The organism is Segatella oulorum F0390, from assembly GCF_000224615.1.
In the GTDB taxonomy this organism is placed as follows: Bacteria; Bacteroidota; Bacteroidia; order Bacteroidales; family Bacteroidaceae; genus Prevotella; species Prevotella oulorum.
Genome location: NZ_JH114215.1, coordinates 414,663 through 434,770, shown reverse-complemented (window position 1 = coordinate 434,770; position 20,108 = coordinate 414,663). Strand labels below are relative to the sequence as shown.

The following is a 20,108-nucleotide window of genomic DNA, read 5'->3' as shown; positions in this document are numbered from 1 at the left end:
CAATACTTCTTTGAGCCTAAACGGGATAAATCGCCTGCAAAGGTACACTATTTTCATGGAATTTATTTAAGCTGCTTGCAGAAATGCCGTATTTTAATATTCCTTAACCCAGATTGTTTGGGAACTATTGCAGTATAGCCAAGTTCTAATGACAAATACAATAGGAGGAGTAATCATAAAATATTTATGGATTAAGTGGTAAGATAGATGAGGTCACTCATAATATCATCCGAGACAAATAATCCTTGTTCACTAATACGCAGATGATTATCCTTTAGGATAAGATTACCATCTTTTAAATGTTTTTGGGCTTCTTGTTTCATATAATTTGCCAACTGGGAGCCGTATTCGTGTGTCAAATAAGCGAGATCGATACCTTCTTGTGTGCGTAGTGCCGTAGTGACAAGATCATTGTAACGTGTGTAAAGATCTAAAATCTCAATCGTTTGTGGCAGTTGTTGACGTGCTATAGCTTCCATATATTGCATGACATTTGATACATTCCATTTACGTTGTTCCCCATTATAACTATGAGCTGCTGCACCTATTCCTATATAAGGTATCTCGTGCCAATAACTACTATTATGCAAGCTACGATGATAGGGCTTGCAAAAATTACTGATTTCGTAGTGTTCATAGCCAGCTGCTTTTAAGCGTTGGCATAGTTCTGTATACATGTTTCGGCTTAACAGGTCGTTAATTTCATGTATTTTTCCGCTATCACGCCATTTATATAAGGTTGTTCCAGCCTCGTACATTAGGCTATAGGCTGAAATGTGTGGAACGTCGCATTGTAAAGCGATATTGATATCGTTCATCCATTGTACTAAAGTTTGGTTAGGTAGTCCAAACATTAAATCAATACTGATATTGTGTAGCTTAGCTTGATGCAATAGTTCAATAGCATATAGTGCCTGTTGACTTGTATGTCTGCGGTGAAGAAATTGTAGCAGCTTATCATCAAATGTTTGTACCCCCATACTTATTCTGTTCACAGGAAGCATTGTAAGCTGTTCTATGAAAGATGGGGTAAGGTCATCAGGATTGCATTCGAGAGTCACTTCTTTCCAGTTTCCTCCCCAAAGGGATTCAATTTGTGCGAAGAGCTGTTTTAATTGTTTAATGGTCAGCACGCTTGGAGTCCCCCCACCTATATATATAGTAGAGAGGTGTTGTGCTTCATCTGCTCTAAGCAGCATCTCTTGACACAGAGAATCAACATATTGTTGTTGTAGCTGTCGTTGTGTCGTACTATAAAAGTTGCAATAAATACAACGATTTATACAGAATGGGATATGGATATAGAGACCTTGCATGTATCTATTTTCCTGCAAAAGTACATTTTTTGTTCAAATCTTTTGTGGATTATAATATTTTTTCTACCTTAGACCACGAAAATGTAGGTCTATCTTGCATTCTAACAGCAAAACAATTTATAATTTTTTTAAATCTAATTGGTATATGAAGGTCTATCAGACGAATGAAATCAAGAATGTGGCCTTACTCGGAAGTTCGGGTAGTGGCAAAACAACTTTGGCCGAGTGCATGTTGTTTGAAGCAGGTGTTATCAAGCGTAGAGGGAGTGTAGCCGCAAAGAATACGGTAAGCGACTATTTCCCAGTAGAGTTAGAGTATGGTTATTCTGTTTTTCCAACGGTTACGCATGTGGAATGGAATCACAAGAAACTTAACATTATCGATTGCCCGGGTAGCGATGATTTTGTGGGTGGTGTGGTAACATCCCTGAATGTAACAGACCAAGCTGTTATTTTAATTAATGGACAATATGGTCCGGAAGTAGGAACACAAAATAACTTCCGTTATACGGAGAAGCTAAAAAAACCTGTTATATTCTTAGTTAATCAGTTGGATAGTGATAAATGTGATTTCGATGCTATTATCACATCCATGCAAGAAATTTATGGAAAAAAATGTGTCCCCGTCCAGTATCCGTTGCAGACAGGACCAGAATTCCATGCATTAATCGATGTGCTTGTCATGAAGAAGTATTCGTGGAAAGCAGAAGGTGGTACCCCCATCATAGAAGATATTCCTTCAGAGGAAATGCCTAAGGCTTTAGCCTGGCATAAGGCTTTAGTTGAAGCTTCTGCAGAGCATGATGAAGTGTTGATGGAGAAATTCTTTGAGTCAGAAGCACTTTCTGAAGATGAAATGCGCGAAGGCATCCGCAAAGGGTTAGTTACACGAGGCATTTTCCCTGTATTCTGTGTTTGTGCAGGAAAAGATATGGGAGTTCAACGCCTGATGGAATTCTTGGGTAATGTTGTTCCTTTTGTAAACGAAATGCCTGTCCCGCATAATTCACGTGGTGAGGAAGTCGTTCCTGTCGCTTCTGGTCCAACAAGTTTGTACTTCTTTAAAACGGGAATGGAACCACATATAGGTGAAGTTTGTTATTTTAAAGTGATGAGTGGAACCGTATCTGCCGGAATGGATCTAACGAATGTTGACCGTGGAAGTAAGGAACGCATTGGGCAGATTTATGTTTGTGCAGGTGCAACTCGGTTACCTGTTGACAGCTTGCAAGCGGGTGATATTGGTTGCACTGTGAAATTGAAGGATGTAAAGACGGGAAATGCTTTGAATGAAAAGGACTGTGACTGGCATTATAATTTTATAAAATATCCCAACTCGAAGTATAGTCGTGCGGTGAAAGCTGTTAACAGCCAAGATACCGAAAAGCTGGTTGCTGCTATTCAACGCATGAGTCAAGAGGATCCAACTTGGGTTTTAGAACAAAGTAAAGAGCTACGGCAAATTATTGTACATGGACAAGGTGAGTTCCATCTGCGCACATTGAAATGGCGCTTAGAAAACAACGAGAAGCTACAAGTAATCTTTACTGAGCCCAGAATTCCATATCGAGAAACTATTTCCAAAAAGGCAAAGGCGCTGTACCGCCATAAGAAGCAAAGTGGTGGTGCCGGACAATTTGGTGAGGTACAGCTTATCATTGAACCTTATGCTGAAGGAATGGCCGATCCTACTACTTATAATTTTAATGGACAGGAATTTAAAGTTACCCTTAAAAGTAAAGAAGTTATTGACTTGGAGTGGGGTGGTCGCCTCGTGTTTATAAACTCAGTTGTGGGAGGAGCTATAGATACACGCTTTATGCCTGCTATATTAAAAGGTGTAATGGATTGTATGGAACATGGCCCACTGACAGGAAGTTATGCGCGGGATGTACGAGTCGTCGTGGTTGATGGTAAGATGCATCCTGTTGATAGTAATGAGCTTTCATTTATGTTGGCAGCACGCCATGCCTTCTCTGATGCTTTCAAAGAGGCTGGACCAAAGATTCTTGAACCCATTTATGATTTAGAGGTGTATGTGCCTGCTGATTTTATGGGTGATGTTATGAGTGATTTACAAGGTAGAAGAGCATTGATTGTGGGTATGGATACTGAAGCAGGTTACCAGAAACTACAAGCTAAAATACCTCTAAAAGAACTCAGTAACTATAGCATTTCGTTAAGTTCTTTGACAGGAGGACGAGCCTCTTTCACAACAAAGTTTGCAAGTTATGAGCTTGTTCCCACAGAACTTCAGGCAACTTTGATTGCAGCCCACGAAAAAGAATTGGCAGAAAAAGTAGAATAAATAGTTGTTTATATAGAATAGGCGAGTTATATGGCTCGCCTATTTTTTTGTATATCTACGTGATTCTAAGGTAAGAAATTTGCCTAAAAAGTTGCTAACCTTTTCTTTTTGGAGGTTTTGCTTCATTATAAACCCGGAAGTTATATCAAACTCCCGGGTTTATTTCGTTATTGAAAATTACCATCATTGAAATGGTTCTAATCTATCTTTGTCTCCTTCACTATTGATAGAAAATGTCGATGCACCGTGGTGTCAGTGAGTAATTCCGGGTGAAAGGCCGTCACAAGCTGGCAGCCCTGCTGGGCTGCCACAATGTGCCCATCGACTGTAGAAAGCACTTCGACATCATTTTCCACCTCACTAATATAAGGTGCACGGATGAATGACATCGGAATAGTCTGTCCCGCAAAATTATCTTCGGTGAAAAAGCTACCTGTTTGCCGCCCATAGGCATTACGCTTCACTGTGATATGCATCGTGCCCAGGCGCTCACGCACATCATTTTCCACATGCTGAGCCAAGAGTATGAGTCCTGCACAAGTGCCAAACACTGGCAAACCATTGCAAATATCCTGCCGCAGCGCATCGAGTAGATACAACTCTTTCAATAGTTTTGATTGCACCGTACTCTCACCGCCAGGAAGTATCAATCCATCTTTGGGTTGTTCCCAATCGACAGCCTGCCTCACCTCAAAGCTCTCTACACCCAATGTCTGCAACATTTTTCGATGTTCGGCAAAGGCTCCTTGCAAAGCTAATACAGCTATTCTCATTTGCCTCGTTCTGCCATTAAGAGTTCAATCTCGTGCTCGTTGATACCCACCATGGCCTCGCCGAGATCCTCACTGAGTGAAGCTATTAATGCAGCATCCTGATAGTTAGTGACAGCTTTCACAATGGCTGCCGCACGCTTAGCAGGGTTTCCGCTCTTGAAGATACCACTCCCCACAAACACTCCTTCAGCACCTAATTGCATCATGAGTGCAGCATCAGCAGGCGTTGCAACTCCACCTGCAGCAAAGTTTACGACAGGGAGTTTTGCGTTATCATGCACGTAGCACACTAACTCATAGGGTACTTGCAATTGCTTTGCTGCTTCATAAAGTTCGTCGGTGGCCATGCTTGCTATGCGGCGAATTTCACTTTGCATTGCACGCATGTGGGTTACCGCCTGAATAATATCACCTGTTCCTGGCTCGCCCTTTGTACGAATCATTGCTGCTCCTTCGGCTATGCGGCGCAACGCTTCTCCAAGATTCTTTGCACCACAGACAAAAGGAACCTTGAATTTTGTCTTATCGATGTGGTAAACGCCATCGGCTGGAGACAACACTTCGCTCTCATCAATATAATCGATATCGATAGCCTGCAGTACTTGCGCCTCTACGAAATGACCAATGCGGCACTTTGCCATCACGGGAATGGATACAGCCGCCTGAATTCCTTTAATCATCTTGGGGTCACTCATACGAGAAACTCCTCCTGCGGCGCGAATGTCTGCCGGAATTCGCTCTAAAGCCATCACTGCACACGCACCCGCTTGCTCGGCAATCCTTGCCTGCTCTGGAGTGGTGACATCCATAATCACTCCGCCTTTTAGCATCTGTGCTAAATTGCGATTTAATTCTTGTTGGTTAACTTCTTTCATCTTCTTGTTATAATATTTAATTTAATCATCAAATAAATGGTGCTTTGTCACACGCTGAATTTCAGAATACGCATGCCAAAAGCTGGAACATCGACATATAATGCTGCATCACGCCTGAGAGGGAGTTCTACCACTGCACCCGTCAGCAAATCACAAGCCTTGACATTGCACAATGAAAGCCGGCAACAATCAAAGGCATGTGCAGGCAGGAAAACGCCCGTAAATTTATCTTCTGAAGCAAAATTCACGATCACGAGAAGTTTATCATGCTCTGTGTGACGAATAAAAGCATACTCGGTATGCGTATCAAAATCACTACGATTTAAATTAGCGTACATCAAATCGAAAAACTCTCCTTCCTGAATAACCTTCTCCTCTGCTGCTATTCGTAATAGCTTCTCATAACACTTTTTTAATTGCAGCTCGGTTGATGTAAGTTGCTGTGGAACGGCCTGTGCGCGCAAAAGCGTGTCTAATGCCCAGTAATCAAAAATAGTTGTACGCCCATCGACTCCACTAAATCCTTCCTTATCCATACCACGTTCACCATATTCCTGCCCGAAATAAAGCATAAAAGGATTGGTCCTCAGCAGCAAAGCCACAACAACTGCAGGCAAAGCCCGTTGTCCATCATGGGTAAAAAAATCACTGGCAATGCGTTGTTCATCGTGATTTTCTAAGAAATAAAGCATGTGGGTGTGAATGTCATCGGTTGCTTGCCAAACTTGTGTGATAGCGGTTGCATCGCATTCACCACGTACTACACTCCGCAAACAATCGTACATGCCAACCTTGTCATAGAGATAATCGAATCCGCTACGAATGTAAAGACGATAGAGTGAGGGGTTATATACTTCACCAATAAAGCTAACATGCGGGAAAAGTCGTTTCACTTCAGACGTCGCGTATTGCCAAAAGGCTGCCGGAACCATTTCTGCCATGTCACATCTAAAAGCATCTATCCCCTTTGAAGCCCAAAACAAAAGAATATCAAGCATCATCATCCATGTGCGAGGCATTGGCGAAAAATGTTCACTTCGTCCACCTGCATCGCAATAATCAATGCCATAGTTGAGTTTAATGGTCTCATACCAATCACTTTTCTGTGGCGTTGCATGAAAGCAATCATTTCCAGTTGCTTTCGCAGGCTGCTCAATATAAGATGAATGTTTGGTGATATTTTCAAGATTTAGAGGCTGTCCCCAGCAGTAATAGAAGTTGTTCTGCACAGAAAAATGCTTACTGACATCATCCTTTTCACCCAAATCAGATATACCTGTAGGTTTAGCAACGGATTGATATTCGCGTGCTACATGATTAGGAACAAAATCTATCATTACTTTCAAACCAGCTGCATGTGTACGAGCTATCAGAGCTTGCCACTCTTGCATACGGCACGGAACATCATCCGCTAAATCAGGATCAACATCATAATAATCCACCACGGCATAAGGTGAGCCTGCTTTGCCTTTTACAACGTCTGCATGCTGACGTGGAATACGAAATGCACTATAGTCTGTTTGTGTAGCATGCCGTAATACTCCAGTATACCAAATGTGAGAAAAGCCTTGTGAACGGAGCGCTTTTAACCGTGCTAAAGTAAAAGCGGAAAACTTACCACAACCATTTTCGGCAACAGAACCTGACTCTTTACGAGTTGGGTTCATATTGCCGAAAAGACGTGGTAATACTTGATAAACAAGGAGTTTATGTTGCATTACGCTAAACCATGAGCACTAACTTCCTTGTTAATGCGAGCAATCATTCCTTGCAAGGCCTTACCTGGACCACATTCAACAAACTCAGTTGCACCCATAGCAACCATTTCTTGAACGCTGGCTGTCCAACGAACTGAACTTGTTAATTGCGCAATTAAGTTCGCTTTAATCTCATTTGCATCAGTATGAGCCTTTGCATCTACATTTTGGATAATAGGACATTTGGGCGCATGGAAATGAACCTTTTCAATCGCTGCTTGCAATTCATCTTTTGCAGGCTGCATCAGGGGTGAATGAAATGCCCCGCTAACGTTCAAAGGTAAAGCACGTTTTGCCCCTGCTTCTTTCATTTTTTCACAAGCAGCATTCACTGCTTCAACATTTCCAGAGATAACTAATTGCCCCGGGCAATTAAAGTTTGCTGCAACAACAATATTCCCTGCACTGCTCACCTCTTGACAAACAGCTTCGACTTTCTCATCTGGCAGCCCAATGATTGCAGCCATTGTGCCGGGGTTTTGTTCACATGCTTTCTGCATTGCATTCGCACGTGCTGCAACTAAACGCAGACCATCTTCAAAACTTAAAGCTCCAGCGGCCACCAAGGCTGAGAACTCTCCTAAAGAATGCCCCGCTACCATTTTGGCATCAAAGTCATCACCCAAACACAATGCTTGAATAACGCTGTGCAAGAAAACAGCAGGCTGTGTGACCTTTGTTTCCTTAAGCTGTTCATCGGTCCCAGCAAACATGATATCGGTTATCTTAAAACCTAAAAGTTCATTAGCTTTATCAAACAACTCTCTCGCTTTAGAATTCGTTTCATAAAGCTCTTTTCCCATACCAACAAATTGGGCACCTTGCCCAGGAAACACAAATGCTTTCATATCTTTTTTATTATTATTGATTTTGATTGATTGCACAAAAGTACAAAAAAAAGTAGAATTTTAGGCACAGAATACCAAAAATCCCGAGAACCAACAGTCGGTCTCGGGATCTATATAGATTTGCTTTACAGTGCAATACTGAATATAGTCTATTCTGCAGTAGGTTCTTCTACGACTTCTACCACTTCTGTTTCAACAGGAGCTGCCTCAACTGGTGCATTTTCTGCAACGACAATCACAGGCACTTTGACTTCAACATCCTTATGAAAGTGAACCGTAGCCTCTCCTTCGCCCACTTTCTTAATATCACGCATGGTGATAATCTTGCGATCAACCTCGATACCCTTCTTAGCCAATTCTTCAGCAACGGTAGCTGCATTTACAGAGCCATAGAGTGCACCCGTCGCACTAACTTTTGCAGTAATCGTCAGAACAACACCTTCGAGTTTAGCGCCCTTCTTCTGAGCTTCATCCTTGATGACAGCCAACTTGTGTGCTTTCTGCTTTAAATCTTCAGCTAAAACTTTCTTTGCTGAAGCTGAAGCGATGATAGCTTTGCCTGTGGGGATAAGGAAATTGCGGCCATAGCCACTCTTTACATTTACAATATCATTCTTGTATCCAAGTCCGATAATATCTTCTTTTAAAATAATCTCCATACTAACGAGTCCTCCTTCATTATTTCATCAAATCGGTTACATAGGGGAGCAATGCGATTTGGCGTGCACGCTTAACAGCTTGTGCAACACGACGCTGATACTTCAATGAAGTACCTGTAATGCGACGAGGTAAGATTTTGCCTTGCTCATTCAAGAACTTCTTCAAGAACTCGGGATCTTTGTAGTCGATATACTTGATACCACTCTTCTTAAAACGACAATACTTCTTCTTGCGTGTATCAATTGAAGGAGCTGTCAAATAACGGATTTCTGATTTCTTTTGTTCTGCCATAATTAAGCCTCCGCCTTTTTAGCATATTTACTTCTGCGCTTTTCAGCATACTGTGCAGCATACTTATCCAAGCGAGTTGTCATGTAACGAATTACTCTCTCATCACGGCGATAGCCTGTTTCGAGTGTATTCACAATTGTGGGTTCGCCTTTGAATTCTATTAAGCAATAGAATCCTGTAGACTTTTTGTCAATGGCATAAGCCATCTTTTTCAGTCCCCAAGCCTCTTCATTCAGAATTTCAGCACCATTGTCGGTAAGTAAATTTCTGAATTTAGCGACCGTTTCCTTCATCTGTTCATCAGACAAAACGGGAGTTAAAATGAAAACGGTTTCGTATTGATTCATACAAATTTAAATTGATTTAATTAATTGTATATAAAAATGCACCTAAGCCTTTGTGAACATTCTGCCACGTACCCAAAATGCGGTGCAAAAGTACTGCCTTTTTGCGACATAAACAAATTTTTTTGTAACTTTGTCACGAAATAGATGGTTATGAAAAAAAATAAATTACGCAAAATACAAATACTACTTGGTAAAATAAGTTTACCGCTTGTGTATACGGGTGTACTATTTTTGGCCTCAACAAGGATTTCTTTTTTGCAACATCATAATTCGTTGTTAGGAATAGGCTTATTACTCATTATTGCAGGGATTGCGGGCTACTTTTATAGTTGCACGCCACAAGAATAACCCTTATCGTTACAAGGTTCGTCACAATAGCATAGCTTTTGTGGCCTAATATCGCTGATATTAGTGCATAAAAAAGGCCATTTCATGCGATGAAATGGCCTTTTTAAGTTGCTTAATCCTCTTCAGGTGTGATTAACTTATACCCTTTACCATGAATATTAATAATTTCAATTTGAGGATCATCCTTTAAATGCTTGCGCAGCTTGGTGATATAGACATCCATAGAACGCGCATTAAAATAATTATCATCAATCCAAATGGTCTTCAAAGCATAATCACGCTGAAGAATTTCATTGGCATGTGAACAAAGCAGTGCTAACAACTCATTTTCCTTGGTCGTTAGTTTTGTTTGCTTTTCTCCAATAACTAAAAGTTGTTTTTGAGTGTCGAAAGTAAACTCGCCAATATGATAGAGTGTGCTCTCTTTGCTCTTTTTACCATGCACACGACGCAAGATAGCCTCAATTCTAAACACGAGCTCTTCCATAGAGAAAGGCTTTGTGATGTAGTCATCTGCGCCAATTTTAAAGCCTTCTAATATATCTTCTTTCAGCGTTTTTGCCGTTAAAAAGATAATAGGCACTTCAGAATTGGCTTGCCTTATTTCTTGTGCCAGCGTAAACCCATCCTTCTTAGGCATCATTACATCAAGCACGCAAATATCAAACTTATTCTTCATAAATTCTCTGTATCCCACTTCACCGTCAGGACAAAGCGTTGCAGAGAAGTCTTTTGCCTGCAGATACTCACGCAATAACATACCTAAATTCTCATCGTCTTCACACAATAAAATTTTTAACTTGTCTTCCATAACTCTTATTTTTTAATATTTAATTATGTATTGAATTCACTTATGTAGTCAAAAATGGTAACTTGATGGTGAAACAAGTTCCCACACCATATTCACTATCAACCTGGATTGTTCCACCATGCAAATCGACCATCTTTTTGACATAGGCTAAACCTAACCCAAATCCTTTCACATCGTGCACATTACCAGTATGAACACGATAGAATTTATCGAATATTTTTTTCAGATTATCTTTTTTTATACCTAATCCTGTATCACGCACAGACAGACATACGCGATTGCCTTCATTCCAAGTATGCAGATAAATATCTATAGGCTGATCTGCCTTTTTGTATTTTACAGCATTATCCAAAAGATTAAAAATTATATTTTGGAAATGCATCTCATCAACATATATTTCAGAATCAACAGCTTCAATGTTTATATACACTTTTCCACCCGTATGTTCAACGCGCAAGGTAAACGAATGACCGATGCTTTCTATCATTTCATTTAAGTCAATTCGTTTTTGCTTCAGTACAGCTTTTTTACGGTCATACATGCTCATCTGTAGCACTTTCTCTACTAAGAAACGAAGGCGACGGCTCTCATCATTGATAACACCACCTAAATGTGAAAGCATTGTTTCACTCTTTGCAACACTACGATCATTCAGCATTTGCGCTGCAAGTGATATACTGGCAATAGGAGTCTTTAGCTCATGCGTCATGTTATTGATAAAATCGTTTTTAATTTCACTATAACGTTTTGAGCGGAAAATGATGACAATGGTAAAAATAAATGTAACCAAAAGCACCAATGTAAAGACAATGCTGGGAATCATAAAACGCACACTCGAAAATATATAATGATTCATATCCGGAAAATGGATACGGACGACTCCCATTTTTGATTGTGGATCATTACGAAACAGCATTTGTGAATAGGAGTATTCCTCACCATCATCAGAATAATCAGGACATCGATATACTTCACGCCCATCTTGCGTTAATACCGTAAAATGATAAGGTATGTTGATACCGTTATTCATCAATTCTGCTTTTAAATCCTGATCCAGAAGTTTAAAATTTACACGTTCTTTCAAAGGTTTATCTGAAGCAGAATACAAAATGGAATAAACGACTTCGTCTAAAAGCGCCTTTTGATAGACATAACGGTTTTTTATAATTTCTTGTAACGACTTTGATGCTTCTGAAATGGAGTTCTTATCAGATTTGAGTATCATCGCCTTAGGCATAGAAGATGGCTTTACGGCGATTGTTTTCAATTCGAAAGAAGAATATATTGTACCATCCTTGCCTATAGTGGCATATTGATGACTTTGTTGAATCGTTCCATCATTGGGGCGTCCTGAGCGTGTTCCCATTGAATCAACTGTAAAAGAACGACGTTCAGACTCTTTCACATCTCTTTCCAAATAGCGCAAAGTCTCGTTTAATTCTAAATTGCGGGAAGCCTGATAGAGTGCACGATTGACCGATTCATCAAACTGCTCCTTTTTCATCTTTGCCATTTCCTGTATATAGCGCAGCTGCAAAAACAACAATCCCATAAACGAAAGCCCCATAATAGCGGCAATAGTCCATATCGTTCTTTTCTTCATAGTGACAAAGATAATGATTTTATTTCCGATTAACAATTAATTGTTAACAATATTACCTTAATTAACTTTTTTATGAAGATAAATACTATTTAATTTCATATGCACAAGTATAGAATAAGCTTAGTATGTAAATAGTTCTAACTGCTTTGATTCTTCGACATAAACACTCTGTTAGCAAAGACCTTTCCATAAAGCACCTTTGTAAATACACTCCAACACCCTGTTATCATGAAGAGCATCTTTTTGCAGAATACACGAGGCATGAGCTCTACAAAGCGGTTATAGGATACCGCATTGGGGAACTCTTTGTGGAAGCAGCCGCGGATACAATTCTGATAATACTCCTTAAAATTGCGATAGGTACCGAAATGATAGCATATAAGAATCGTCATCACCTCACTTTCGGAAAGCCTTCCTTTACGATTTCTGTAACGTTTTCCATTACCATCCTGGTTGGGTAAACGCAGGTTTTTCTTCAGCTCACCATCCAAATTTTTGTCAAACTCATTGATAATACAGAATATTTCTGTAACTTTGTCCTTGGTAATCATCGCTATATTTGTTATATAAGTTGCTGATTTTTAACTATAAAGTTACAAAATAATAGCGAGATTTACCAACTTTTTAAGCAATTTTCCTATCCCGAACTCGCATAGTTTTTTCATTAGAATTGAGATAAATAGAATAAAAAATAACATATAAATAATAATTTTTCAAGAAGTTTTAATTAATATGGAACAAAGAACACAATTTAAGCGGTTGAGAAATTATATATACGAGAATCATCCCTTGTTTGTTATACCAAATTATCAAAGGGGATATAAATGGTCTGTTAAGTCAAAAGGCAAAGAATCATCTCTGGAGCATCTACTTCTTGACTTAGTAGATGAATTCGGCAAAAATCCTAATAGCGACTATTTTCTACAAGGGGTAACCGTAACTGAAAGATTTATAGACGGTCGAAAGAATGTTGTTCTTATTGATGGGCAACAAAGAACAACAAGTATATATCTAATATTATGGTATCTTTCAAACTCAAACCTTCAGAAATCCAATGGACATGAATCGTTTGATTTGTCTTATGATGTGAGAGAATGTTCGCAATTGTTACTCTATGAACTAAAAGAGATACCTTCTGAAAGAATAGAGAATCTGAAAACACACTTGTGTTCATCATCATCTTTAAGTTCCTACTCAGAAAAGATAAAGAAGAACATGAATCAAGATGCTTATTACTTTATTGAAGCAACTAGGCAAATCCATCACATTCTTAAAGATATAAACAAAGAGAGCTTTCAGAAATTTCTGTTGGATAAAGTTAGTTTGCTATATATTGTTGTGAATGAAGACAAGGCCGTTAAGACGTTTTCCATGATGAATGGTAATAAAGCAACAATGTACCAAGAAGAGTTAATAAAGGCGGGGATGCTCCATGCTGTGTCGAGTAAACAACTTACATTGACAGAATACATGTCACCAGAGAAACAGTTGATGCAAATTTGGGCACAATCATGGGAGGGGAATTCTTTACGAAGTAAATATGCAAGAGAATGGGATAAATGGTTGTATTGGTGGAATAGAAAAGATGTAAAGGATTATTTTAATACATCAAAACCAATGGGACTACTGCTGGAATTCTATGCCCTCCGAAGAAAATCCTTAAAAACATTAGACTACAAAGAGTTTAAGCAGTTATTGAGTAGTGGGAGAAATGGCTATCAGGCAAAACAGATTTTCAAGGATTTGCGAGATTTACAAAAGTCCTTCGAGGATCTGTTTTCAACCCCAAAAATCTATAATTATCTAAAAATGTCTTTATTGTGTAACACAGGTAAGGAAGATATGATGGACATTCTACTCTTTTTTATTTCTAATAAGCATAATATTGCCGCTCTAAAAGATTATGCTAATTGGAGACTGGTAGGAACTACGCATAGAGAATATTGTCACCCAGAGAGCTTGAAAGATGATGAAAAAACAAAGGAAGCAAAAGCAGAAAACGTGCTTGATTCCCTATCTGAGAATAGAGTATATGGCAAATCGGATGGTTTAGCCTTTAAACAATTACTTCGATTAAATGTTGAAGAATACAATAGACTTCATGATGGGAGAGGACATATATTCGACTTTTCGATTTGGAAAAATAAATCACTGGAACATATCTTCCCTAAATCAAGAGTATATCATATCGCGTTGGACAAAGATGAGAATCCAATATATGTCAATGGTAAATTGTTGTACAAAAGGGGAGACGGAACGGAAATTTCAGAGAGTGATTTGACTCTTCTGATAAAAGAGAAATCAGACGCAATGCTTGATAGAAAACTCTTTAAGAATAATGGCAGTGAACATTGTATTGGTAATCTCGTTCTCTTATATGGCGGGGATAACTCTAAGTTTGGAGCGAAGTCTTTTGAATCAAAAAAAGCTTTGTATTTCAACCCTAATGCAGAATGTGAAGGATTAAACTTTAAAAGTAGAAGCCTCTTACATTCAATGTACGCCTTTGCAAAGTCAACTTGGGGCGTAACTGAAATACAGCAACAGAAAGATGAGTTTATTGAGATTTTTAAGAAAACATATAATATCAATTTATAATATGAGTAATTTAAGAAATGGAGAAGAATTTTCACTTAGTGAATTGTTCTCTCATGACAACAAGATAGTCATCCCTGATTTGCAACGAGATTATTGTTGGGGTAACAACGCATATATCAAACAAGAAAAAGTCCAAAAGGAACTTGTTTCTAGCTTCGTTGGTGACTATTTACTGACTTCCTTTAAGGAGCAATCCTCTCCAACCAGCGACCTTCTACTTGGCCTTGTTTATGGATATGAAGAGCCTTTAAATTGTTTCAATATTTGTGATGGACAACAACGTATCACCACTTTATTCTTATTATTGGGAATGGTTAATAGATTCTCTGATGGAGAATTTAATGGATTCATTATTTCGTCTGTGGAAATGCAAGATGATTATGAGCCACACCTTCTCTACTCAATTAGAGAAAGTACATTGTATTTCCTGAGTGATCTTTCACTAAACTTCTTCATAAACAACTTTTTATCAGGTGTTTCTCTAATCAAAGAATCAAATTGGTACTTTGATGAATATGAAAGAGATGCGACTGTACAAAGCATGTTGGCAGCCTTGGGAATAATAGAGAAAATACTCGTAAATGAAAAGGATATCGACTATAAATCTTTTGGTAAATTCCTTCTCAACAACCTTAAAATGATATATTATGATATGGAAAACCGTGCTAGAGGCGAAGAAACATATATCGTAATCAATACAACAGGCGAACCATTGTCGTCAACAGAGAACATAAAGCCAATATTATTAGGAAACATTAGCGATAATAAGCTCTACAATGAACAATGGGAGGAGCGAGAAGACTGGTTTTGGCAGAACAGAGGAAGTGATCTCTGTGCTGACGATGGAATGAAACAATTTTTCATTTGGTTTTGGCAGTCAAGGCTATTACAAGAAAAAACTTATAAGGGTGATAAGGAATATCCAATTGATTCCAAAAAAGAGTTTCTCAACATTAGTAAAGATTCGTATACCAAAATTTTAGATGAGGTTAATTCTTATTTTATAGCACTCAAATACTTAGTAGACGTACTTGATGAAAACGAAGAAATCAAAAGACAACTCAGCTATATACAATCACCTAAAAAAAAATATATTGGAATTTTTTCATGGCTAAGAGAACAAGATTACAACATTGTCCTTCCACTAATTGGATACATACAGAAGTTCAAAAGGCCTCAGAAGCTGAATGTCTTTATGAGAAGAATTAGGCGTAATTGGTTTGATTCAATTCGCAAACGTCATATGATTGACGACATTAACACATATTTTGTGGATTGGAGGTATATTTTACAGATTATCAGTAATTCAACTTCAGAGGAAGATGTGCTGAATTATGATACTGAGAAGAATATAGATTCAATAAGACTAATTTCTAATATAAAATTGAATCAATGGAATAATGAAGATGAGATCTTTAAGAAAAACCTTATTGCAAAGAATGCCGAAAGGGAAAACGAAGTTCAGAAATGGGAAGACAATATTGATATGATGGGGGATTTATCTATTATATCGAAAACTATCAACACTTCTATCCAATGGGATATTGCACAAAAAGTGTATAACAACTTTAATCTCTTATTGAAGTGTTTCTGCAATGAGGAATATGTAAGGAATAGTAGTGAACCATTAACTCTTAATATTGCTAATTATTATCGTCTTTTCAGAGTATTGAGGGGATATTTTGCTCCAGGACACATTGACTATACTAAAAATATGAATGGCGCTTGGTTTTCATGGAGAGATGAGGATCCTCCTTATTTTCACTATTTACTTGATCCAGCATTAGTACGTGTATTAAGGTCTAAATCCAATGAAGATTTGCTTGTATGTCTAAAAGAAGAGGTTAGAAAATCGATTTTAAAATCTAACATTGTGAGTAACAACTTACCAAATATTCATGATGATAATTTCAATTCTATAGCTTACCTGAAACTATGGCTTACAGCAAAAGTACTTTGGGCTGAAAAATATGGATTGCTATTGAGTTATTGGGATGGATCAGGTATTGCTGCTTGGGATGATTGTCAAAAAAATAAGATTGACAGAGAACTACCATTCACTCTTGCGAATTCGCATTGTGGATACGCTATATGTAGACCTGCTAACAGGATTGCTTATGTATCAAAAGAAAATGCAGATAAAGAAGAATATTTTGACTCACAACTTTCGATAAAGAAAACTATTCGAGAGGCTGACGAAGAGGTTAATGAGTTGTTCTTCCGTTTATTAAAGGAGTGATTGAGCGAGTAAGTAAACTGTGTCATGCTATAATGAGTCTACTTTTTATTTATCATAATCCATATTATCCGAAATAAGTAAAGAACTCCATTAAACGGCAATAAAAAAGCGATGACCTTCACAGGTAATCGCTCCAAATCTTCAATAGGTATTAGTCTCTCTTAAGGCAAAAAGATTGTTTTCAGGATAACATTGACAAATGTAATACTTTTTTTTGAATAAAAAAAACTTTTAGCAAAATTTTCTTCGAAATATTTTCAAAAATTGTTGATTTTGATGGAAATATGGAGCATGAGACCCTATTTTAACTGATCAATGCTTATTTTATAACTACTTTTTTATGATTAATAATATACACGCCAGCTGGAAGATGCTCCATAGATGTTCCCATATATAGTCCATTTACTGTGTATATTCGGTTCTCATATTTCGAGTGACTTGTTGCATGATGAATAGCTGATGGTGGATTATTTTTTATATCGGCATAATAGGTAAATGTGATAGTGCCATTATGGTCGCGCTGGATATTGCCTAATCCCTGATTTACTTTGTAATAATTTGCATTAGCTTCTGACCGGTCAAGTGTACTGCCGGCTGTATACCACCAGAAATTAGGCAATTTTAAATCGTCATTGAGTTTATCAACATTATTTGGTCCCGCAAAGAGATCGCCCTTCAATTGGTTCATATAAACCTTCTGTCCATTCGTAGAAGGCTGCAGATAGGATGAAAACAGCAAACCGTCTGCAGGAACAACCGCGATAGTGGGTTTATTGGCTATATTGTTGGGATGATAATAGAAGTCAAGATTGTCGACATCTGTAATGCGATAAACCAATAATCCCGCGGCGGGCAATCCACCATACCAATTTTCTTTCTTAATATTCTCCATCAAGAAATATTCACGACTGTCGTTGGGATTAACAATCTGATAGGCTGCTCCACCCTCATTCAGCGTTTTATCCATCGTGATAGCCTGCCGATCAGTCAATAAAGGTTGGATATTTACAGGCCAGCCCATTTGTTTCCGCTCCCAGGCAGTATAAGGCATTGGAATAAAACCTCCGTTTCCTGCATATTCGCCACCATCCATCAAATCCCACAACTCCATTTCCTGGTTGTGAACATGTGCCGAACTCACTGTGGGATAAATATCAGGAAGTCCCATTGTGTGAGAAAATTCATGGCACGTTACGCCAATGCTATTAATCTGAGTTTTTCCTGTATGCTTGTCAGCCACGCGTGGAAAAAGCTCTGCACCAATGCTATATCGGAAGACCCTTTTACCATTAAGCTCAGGTGTAGTGCCTGTCATGTAGCTAGCACAAGCCCACACATTTTCACCTAAACCGCCATTGTTTTGCCCCAATCCTGCATAAATCACATAGACACAATCAAAATAGCCATCATGATTGCTGTCATATTGATTTACATTTGTTATTTGTCCTTTAACCAATTCAAATGCATCACGGGTAAGTTCCTCAGGACGCTCATCATTATTATCGTCAGGATCGTTTCCACCATAGTAGCTCATGTTGTGTGGAAGTTCTACTGGACCATAAACATCAAATATGGGTGTAAACGCACCATTGCTTGATGCTTTGAAATATTGTGCGACACTGCTGAAATTGCGATGGTTTCCATTACCACGATTCTGTAACTTCCCAGTTGCGTTAAAAAAATCATTGAATGCAACCTTAGGTTGGTCAACGCTGATTTTCTTGTCTTTAAAGCTGGCTAAAATCACCAGTATTCGTGGCGATCCTGTGTGTGGTGTATAATGTACTATGGGATTTACAACGCGTGTGCCTTGCCCTTGTAACAACTTGTTGTCTGGGTGCTTGCGGGGTGTGATAAATGCAGCTTCCGGGCTATCCCATGCAGGCATTGGAATAATTTTTCCATCATTGCACCGCACAAAAGTAGTGTCATTGTTCGTTGCGGACAGATTTGGCACATAAGCTATCAGTGCAAAGAACAGGATAAGACTTTGCTTCTTAAGAAAAAATTTGCAACATTGTTGCATGCGGTTCAAGTTATCCATTTGTTTTCTTTTGAGTTTATTTAAAATAATATTGTCCTTTTCTGCGTGTCATCCAGCCATAATCGATAGCATGTTGAGGGCAATGATGATAGCATGCAAAACAAGCTAAGCATCTTTCATTGTGCTTCCAAGCTGGCTTTTGCCGAAATCCGCCCACGATGTCATCTACAGGACAGACCATTTTACAAATACCACATGCTACACACCTTTTCACATCAACATGGAAAGGTGAATCGGTTATGAAATAATTCGTGAATACTTTCCCCAAGAAATAGCTATTGATGCGAGGCCATTTACTTAAATGTAAATGCACCTCTCCCCTCTTACAATCAAAGATAGCTTTCGCATAATCTCTCAATGCCTTTTCTGCCTCATGCTTTTTTCGTAGCATCGTAGCTCTACTGTCTATATCCATAAAAGGGAGTCCCACATAGGTATTTGGCATAAGGAGCGAAAACATGGCCTGCACATGCAGTCCCACTTTTTCTAAGTCCTTTTGTGCATAATCCATCGTTAGCCCTACATCGTTGCCCGCTGTGCACAAAAGATAGCAAAAATGCTGTTCTAAATGTGTTGCACGCAGCTGTAATTTCTGCATGAATGTGCGCACTATTTTTGGAGGACGCCAGCCATGGACAGGGAAAACAAATCCTATTCGTTCATCTGTCTTTAACGCAAAATTGCAATCCCCATCCATAATTTCGGGGATTGCATATAATGTTTCTTGTGTGAACTGTGCTAATTTTTGCGCAGCCCATTTACTATTTCCTGTGCCAGAAAGATAAAAAATCATCTACTTCTGAGCTTCATTCATCACACCTTCAATATAGAGACGTGTCATCTCTGTTTTTGCATTTGTGCGCACTGTGATGCTCTTCTTAAAATGTCCAGGAAACTTTCCTTCTCCATTATAGGTTACTTTAATCTGCCCCTTTTGGCCAGGTTGAATAGGAGCCTTAGTATAAGAGGGGATTGTGCAACCGCAACTTGCAATTGCTTGATTGATAACTAAAGGTGCATCGCCTACATTTGTAAAAGTAAAGATAGCTTGTTGCACGGCTTCTTTCTCTGTAAAAGTACCTAAATCCTGAGTTGTCTTATCAAATTTAATTTCTGCTTGCTTCTGTGCAAAGGCCATCGAAACAAATGCTATCATAAGGATGGCTATCATTAAACCTTTCTTCATAATTCCTTCTTTTAAAGTATTATATGGAGTGCAAAAATACAAAAGTTAAGTGATTTTATCGGGTGTTTAAAGTTTTTTTGCATTATATTACCAAACTTTCGCAG

Annotated in this window: 16 protein-coding genes and 1 pseudogene; 3 read left to right on the top strand and 14 right to left on the bottom strand. The window is 38.6% G+C overall.

Annotation, left to right across the window (positions count from 1 at the left end; genetic code table 11):
* Window positions 1–191 precede the first annotated feature (191 nt).
* Window positions 192–1,316, bottom strand: a complete 1,125-nt coding sequence (hemW, locus tag HMPREF9431_RS01855; RefSeq protein ID WP_040560683.1) for a radical SAM family heme chaperone HemW — start codon at window positions 1,314–1,316, stop codon at window positions 192–194.
* A gap of 145 nt (window positions 1,317–1,461) precedes the next feature.
* On the opposite strand from hemW, the gene HMPREF9431_RS01850 reads away from it, so the two are divergent.
* Window positions 1,462–3,624 carry an elongation factor G gene (locus HMPREF9431_RS01850; protein WP_004379372.1) on the top strand — a complete coding sequence of 721 codons (2,163 nt, stop codon included), beginning with the start codon at window positions 1,462–1,464 and terminating at the stop codon, window positions 3,622–3,624.
* Between the two features lie 197 nt (window positions 3,625–3,821).
* Here the strand turns inward: HMPREF9431_RS01850 and pdxT are convergent, their stop codons facing one another.
* The 10 genes and pseudogenes from pdxT to HMPREF9431_RS01795 all read right to left on the bottom strand — a co-directional run.
* On the bottom strand, window positions 3,822–4,397 hold the full coding sequence (pdxT, locus tag HMPREF9431_RS01845) for a pyridoxal 5'-phosphate synthase glutaminase subunit PdxT (protein ID WP_004379371.1): 576 nt from the start codon (window positions 4,395–4,397) through the stop codon (window positions 3,822–3,824).
* Window positions 4,394–5,272, bottom strand: a complete 879-nt coding sequence (gene pdxS, locus HMPREF9431_RS01840; protein ID WP_004379370.1) for a pyridoxal 5'-phosphate synthase lyase subunit PdxS — start codon at window positions 5,270–5,272, stop codon at window positions 4,394–4,396. The genes pdxT and pdxS overlap by 4 nt, the downstream gene beginning before the upstream one ends.
* A 47-nt stretch (window positions 5,273–5,319) precedes the next feature.
* Entirely contained in the window at window positions 5,320–6,990 is a 1,671-nt protein-coding gene (locus HMPREF9431_RS01835; RefSeq protein WP_004379369.1) for an alpha-amylase family protein, read from the bottom strand.
* The gene (gene fabD / locus HMPREF9431_RS01830; RefSeq protein ID WP_004379368.1) at window positions 6,990–7,877 is read right to left on the bottom strand and encodes an ACP S-malonyltransferase; all 888 of its coding nucleotides are present in this window, start codon (window positions 7,875–7,877) and stop codon (window positions 6,990–6,992) included. Before fabD ends, HMPREF9431_RS01835 begins: the two co-directional genes overlap by 1 nt.
* A 149-nt stretch (window positions 7,878–8,026) precedes the next feature.
* Entirely contained in the window at window positions 8,027–8,536 is a 510-nt protein-coding gene (gene rplI / locus HMPREF9431_RS01825) for a 50S ribosomal protein L9 (RefSeq protein WP_004379367.1), read from the bottom strand.
* A 19-nt stretch (window positions 8,537–8,555) separates the two neighbouring features.
* Window positions 8,556–8,828 carry a 30S ribosomal protein S18 gene (gene rpsR / locus HMPREF9431_RS01820; RefSeq protein WP_004379366.1) on the bottom strand — a complete coding sequence of 91 codons (273 nt, stop codon included), beginning with the start codon at window positions 8,826–8,828 and terminating at the stop codon, window positions 8,556–8,558.
* A gap of 2 nt (window positions 8,829–8,830) precedes the next feature.
* Complete coding sequence (gene rpsF, locus HMPREF9431_RS01815) at window positions 8,831–9,175, bottom strand: 30S ribosomal protein S6 (RefSeq protein WP_004379365.1); 345 nt, start codon at window positions 9,173–9,175, stop codon at window positions 8,831–8,833.
* A gap of 460 nt (window positions 9,176–9,635) precedes the next feature.
* The gene (gene rprY / locus HMPREF9431_RS01805; RefSeq protein WP_004379364.1) at window positions 9,636–10,334 is read right to left on the bottom strand and encodes a response regulator transcription factor RprY; all 699 of its coding nucleotides are present in this window, start codon (window positions 10,332–10,334) and stop codon (window positions 9,636–9,638) included.
* Between the two features lie 40 nt (window positions 10,335–10,374).
* Window positions 10,375–11,937: a sensor histidine kinase gene (locus tag HMPREF9431_RS01800; protein ID WP_025070051.1), complete on the bottom strand. Its 1,563-nt coding sequence runs from the start codon at window positions 11,935–11,937 to the stop codon at window positions 10,375–10,377.
* Window positions 11,938–12,164: 227 nt separating this feature from the next.
* Window positions 12,165–12,488 (bottom strand): annotated as a pseudogene (locus HMPREF9431_RS01795) (IS982 family transposase); the annotation flags it as partial.
* 181 nt (window positions 12,489–12,669) lie between these two features.
* On the opposite strand from HMPREF9431_RS01795, the gene HMPREF9431_RS01790 reads away from it, so the two are divergent.
* Together HMPREF9431_RS01790 and HMPREF9431_RS11945 are read left to right on the top strand one after the other, a co-directional pair.
* A complete protein-coding gene (locus HMPREF9431_RS01790; RefSeq protein WP_004379360.1) occupies window positions 12,670–14,535 on the top strand; it encodes a DUF262 domain-containing protein in 1,866 nt (621 codons plus the stop codon).
* Window position 14,536: 1 nt separating this feature from the next.
* On the top strand, window positions 14,537–16,774 hold the full coding sequence (locus HMPREF9431_RS11945) for a DUF262 domain-containing protein (protein ID WP_004379359.1): 2,238 nt from the start codon (window positions 14,537–14,539) through the stop codon (window positions 16,772–16,774).
* Window positions 16,775–17,093: 319 nt separating this feature from the next.
* Here the strand turns inward: HMPREF9431_RS11945 and HMPREF9431_RS01780 are convergent, their stop codons facing one another.
* Genes HMPREF9431_RS01780 through HMPREF9431_RS01770 form a run of 3 tightly spaced genes read right to left on the bottom strand, consistent with a single transcriptional unit; the run spans window position 17,094 to window position 20,004 of the window.
* Complete coding sequence (locus tag HMPREF9431_RS01780; protein ID WP_004379358.1) at window positions 17,094–18,818, bottom strand: M6 family metalloprotease domain-containing protein; 1,725 nt, start codon at window positions 18,816–18,818, stop codon at window positions 17,094–17,096.
* A 16-nt stretch (window positions 18,819–18,834) separates the two neighbouring features.
* A complete protein-coding gene (locus tag HMPREF9431_RS01775; RefSeq protein ID WP_004379357.1) occupies window positions 18,835–19,611 on the bottom strand; it encodes an EFR1 family ferrodoxin in 777 nt (258 codons plus the stop codon).
* Window positions 19,612–20,004 (bottom strand): DUF1573 domain-containing protein, encoded by a 393-nt coding sequence (locus HMPREF9431_RS01770; RefSeq protein ID WP_004379356.1) that lies wholly within the window; start codon window positions 20,002–20,004, stop codon window positions 19,612–19,614.
* Between the last annotated feature and the right edge of the window lie 104 nt (window positions 20,005–20,108).

What these genes read in the sequence shown, in the direction of transcription:
- hemW (WP_040560683.1), bottom strand. Translation starts at nt 1,316, where the DNA reads ATGCAAGGTCTCTATATCCATATCCCATTCTGTATAAATCGTTGTATT.
- HMPREF9431_RS01850 (WP_004379372.1), top strand. Translation starts at nt 1,462, where the DNA reads ATGAAGGTCTATCAGACGAATGAAATCAAGAATGTGGCCTTACTCGGA.
- pdxT (WP_004379371.1), bottom strand. Translation starts at nt 4,397, where the DNA reads ATGAGAATAGCTGTATTAGCTTTGCAAGGAGCCTTTGCCGAACATCGA.
- pdxS (WP_004379370.1), bottom strand. Translation starts at nt 5,272, where the DNA reads ATGAAAGAAGTTAACCAACAAGAATTAAATCGCAATTTAGCACAGATG.
- HMPREF9431_RS01835 (WP_004379369.1), bottom strand. Translation starts at nt 6,990, where the DNA reads ATGCAACATAAACTCCTTGTTTATCAAGTATTACCACGTCTTTTCGGC.
- fabD (WP_004379368.1), bottom strand. Translation starts at nt 7,877, where the DNA reads ATGAAAGCATTTGTGTTTCCTGGGCAAGGTGCCCAATTTGTTGGTATG.
- rplI (WP_004379367.1), bottom strand. Translation starts at nt 8,536, where the DNA reads ATGGAGATTATTTTAAAAGAAGATATTATCGGACTTGGATACAAGAAT.
- rpsR (WP_004379366.1), bottom strand. Translation starts at nt 8,828, where the DNA reads ATGGCAGAACAAAAGAAATCAGAAATCCGTTATTTGACAGCTCCTTCA.
- rpsF (WP_004379365.1), bottom strand. Translation starts at nt 9,175, where the DNA reads ATGAATCAATACGAAACCGTTTTCATTTTAACTCCCGTTTTGTCTGAT.
- rprY (WP_004379364.1), bottom strand. Translation starts at nt 10,334, where the DNA reads ATGGAAGACAAGTTAAAAATTTTATTGTGTGAAGACGATGAGAATTTA.
- HMPREF9431_RS01800 (WP_025070051.1), bottom strand. Translation starts at nt 11,937, where the DNA reads ATGAAGAAAAGAACGATATGGACTATTGCCGCTATTATGGGGCTTTCG.
- HMPREF9431_RS01790 (WP_004379360.1), top strand. Translation starts at nt 12,670, where the DNA reads ATGGAACAAAGAACACAATTTAAGCGGTTGAGAAATTATATATACGAG.
- HMPREF9431_RS11945 (WP_004379359.1), top strand. Translation starts at nt 14,537, where the DNA reads ATGAGTAATTTAAGAAATGGAGAAGAATTTTCACTTAGTGAATTGTTC.
- HMPREF9431_RS01780 (WP_004379358.1), bottom strand. Translation starts at nt 18,818, where the DNA reads ATGGATAACTTGAACCGCATGCAACAATGTTGCAAATTTTTTCTTAAG.
- HMPREF9431_RS01775 (WP_004379357.1), bottom strand. Translation starts at nt 19,611, where the DNA reads ATGATTTTTTATCTTTCTGGCACAGGAAATAGTAAATGGGCTGCGCAA.
- HMPREF9431_RS01770 (WP_004379356.1), bottom strand. Translation starts at nt 20,004, where the DNA reads ATGAAGAAAGGTTTAATGATAGCCATCCTTATGATAGCATTTGTTTCG.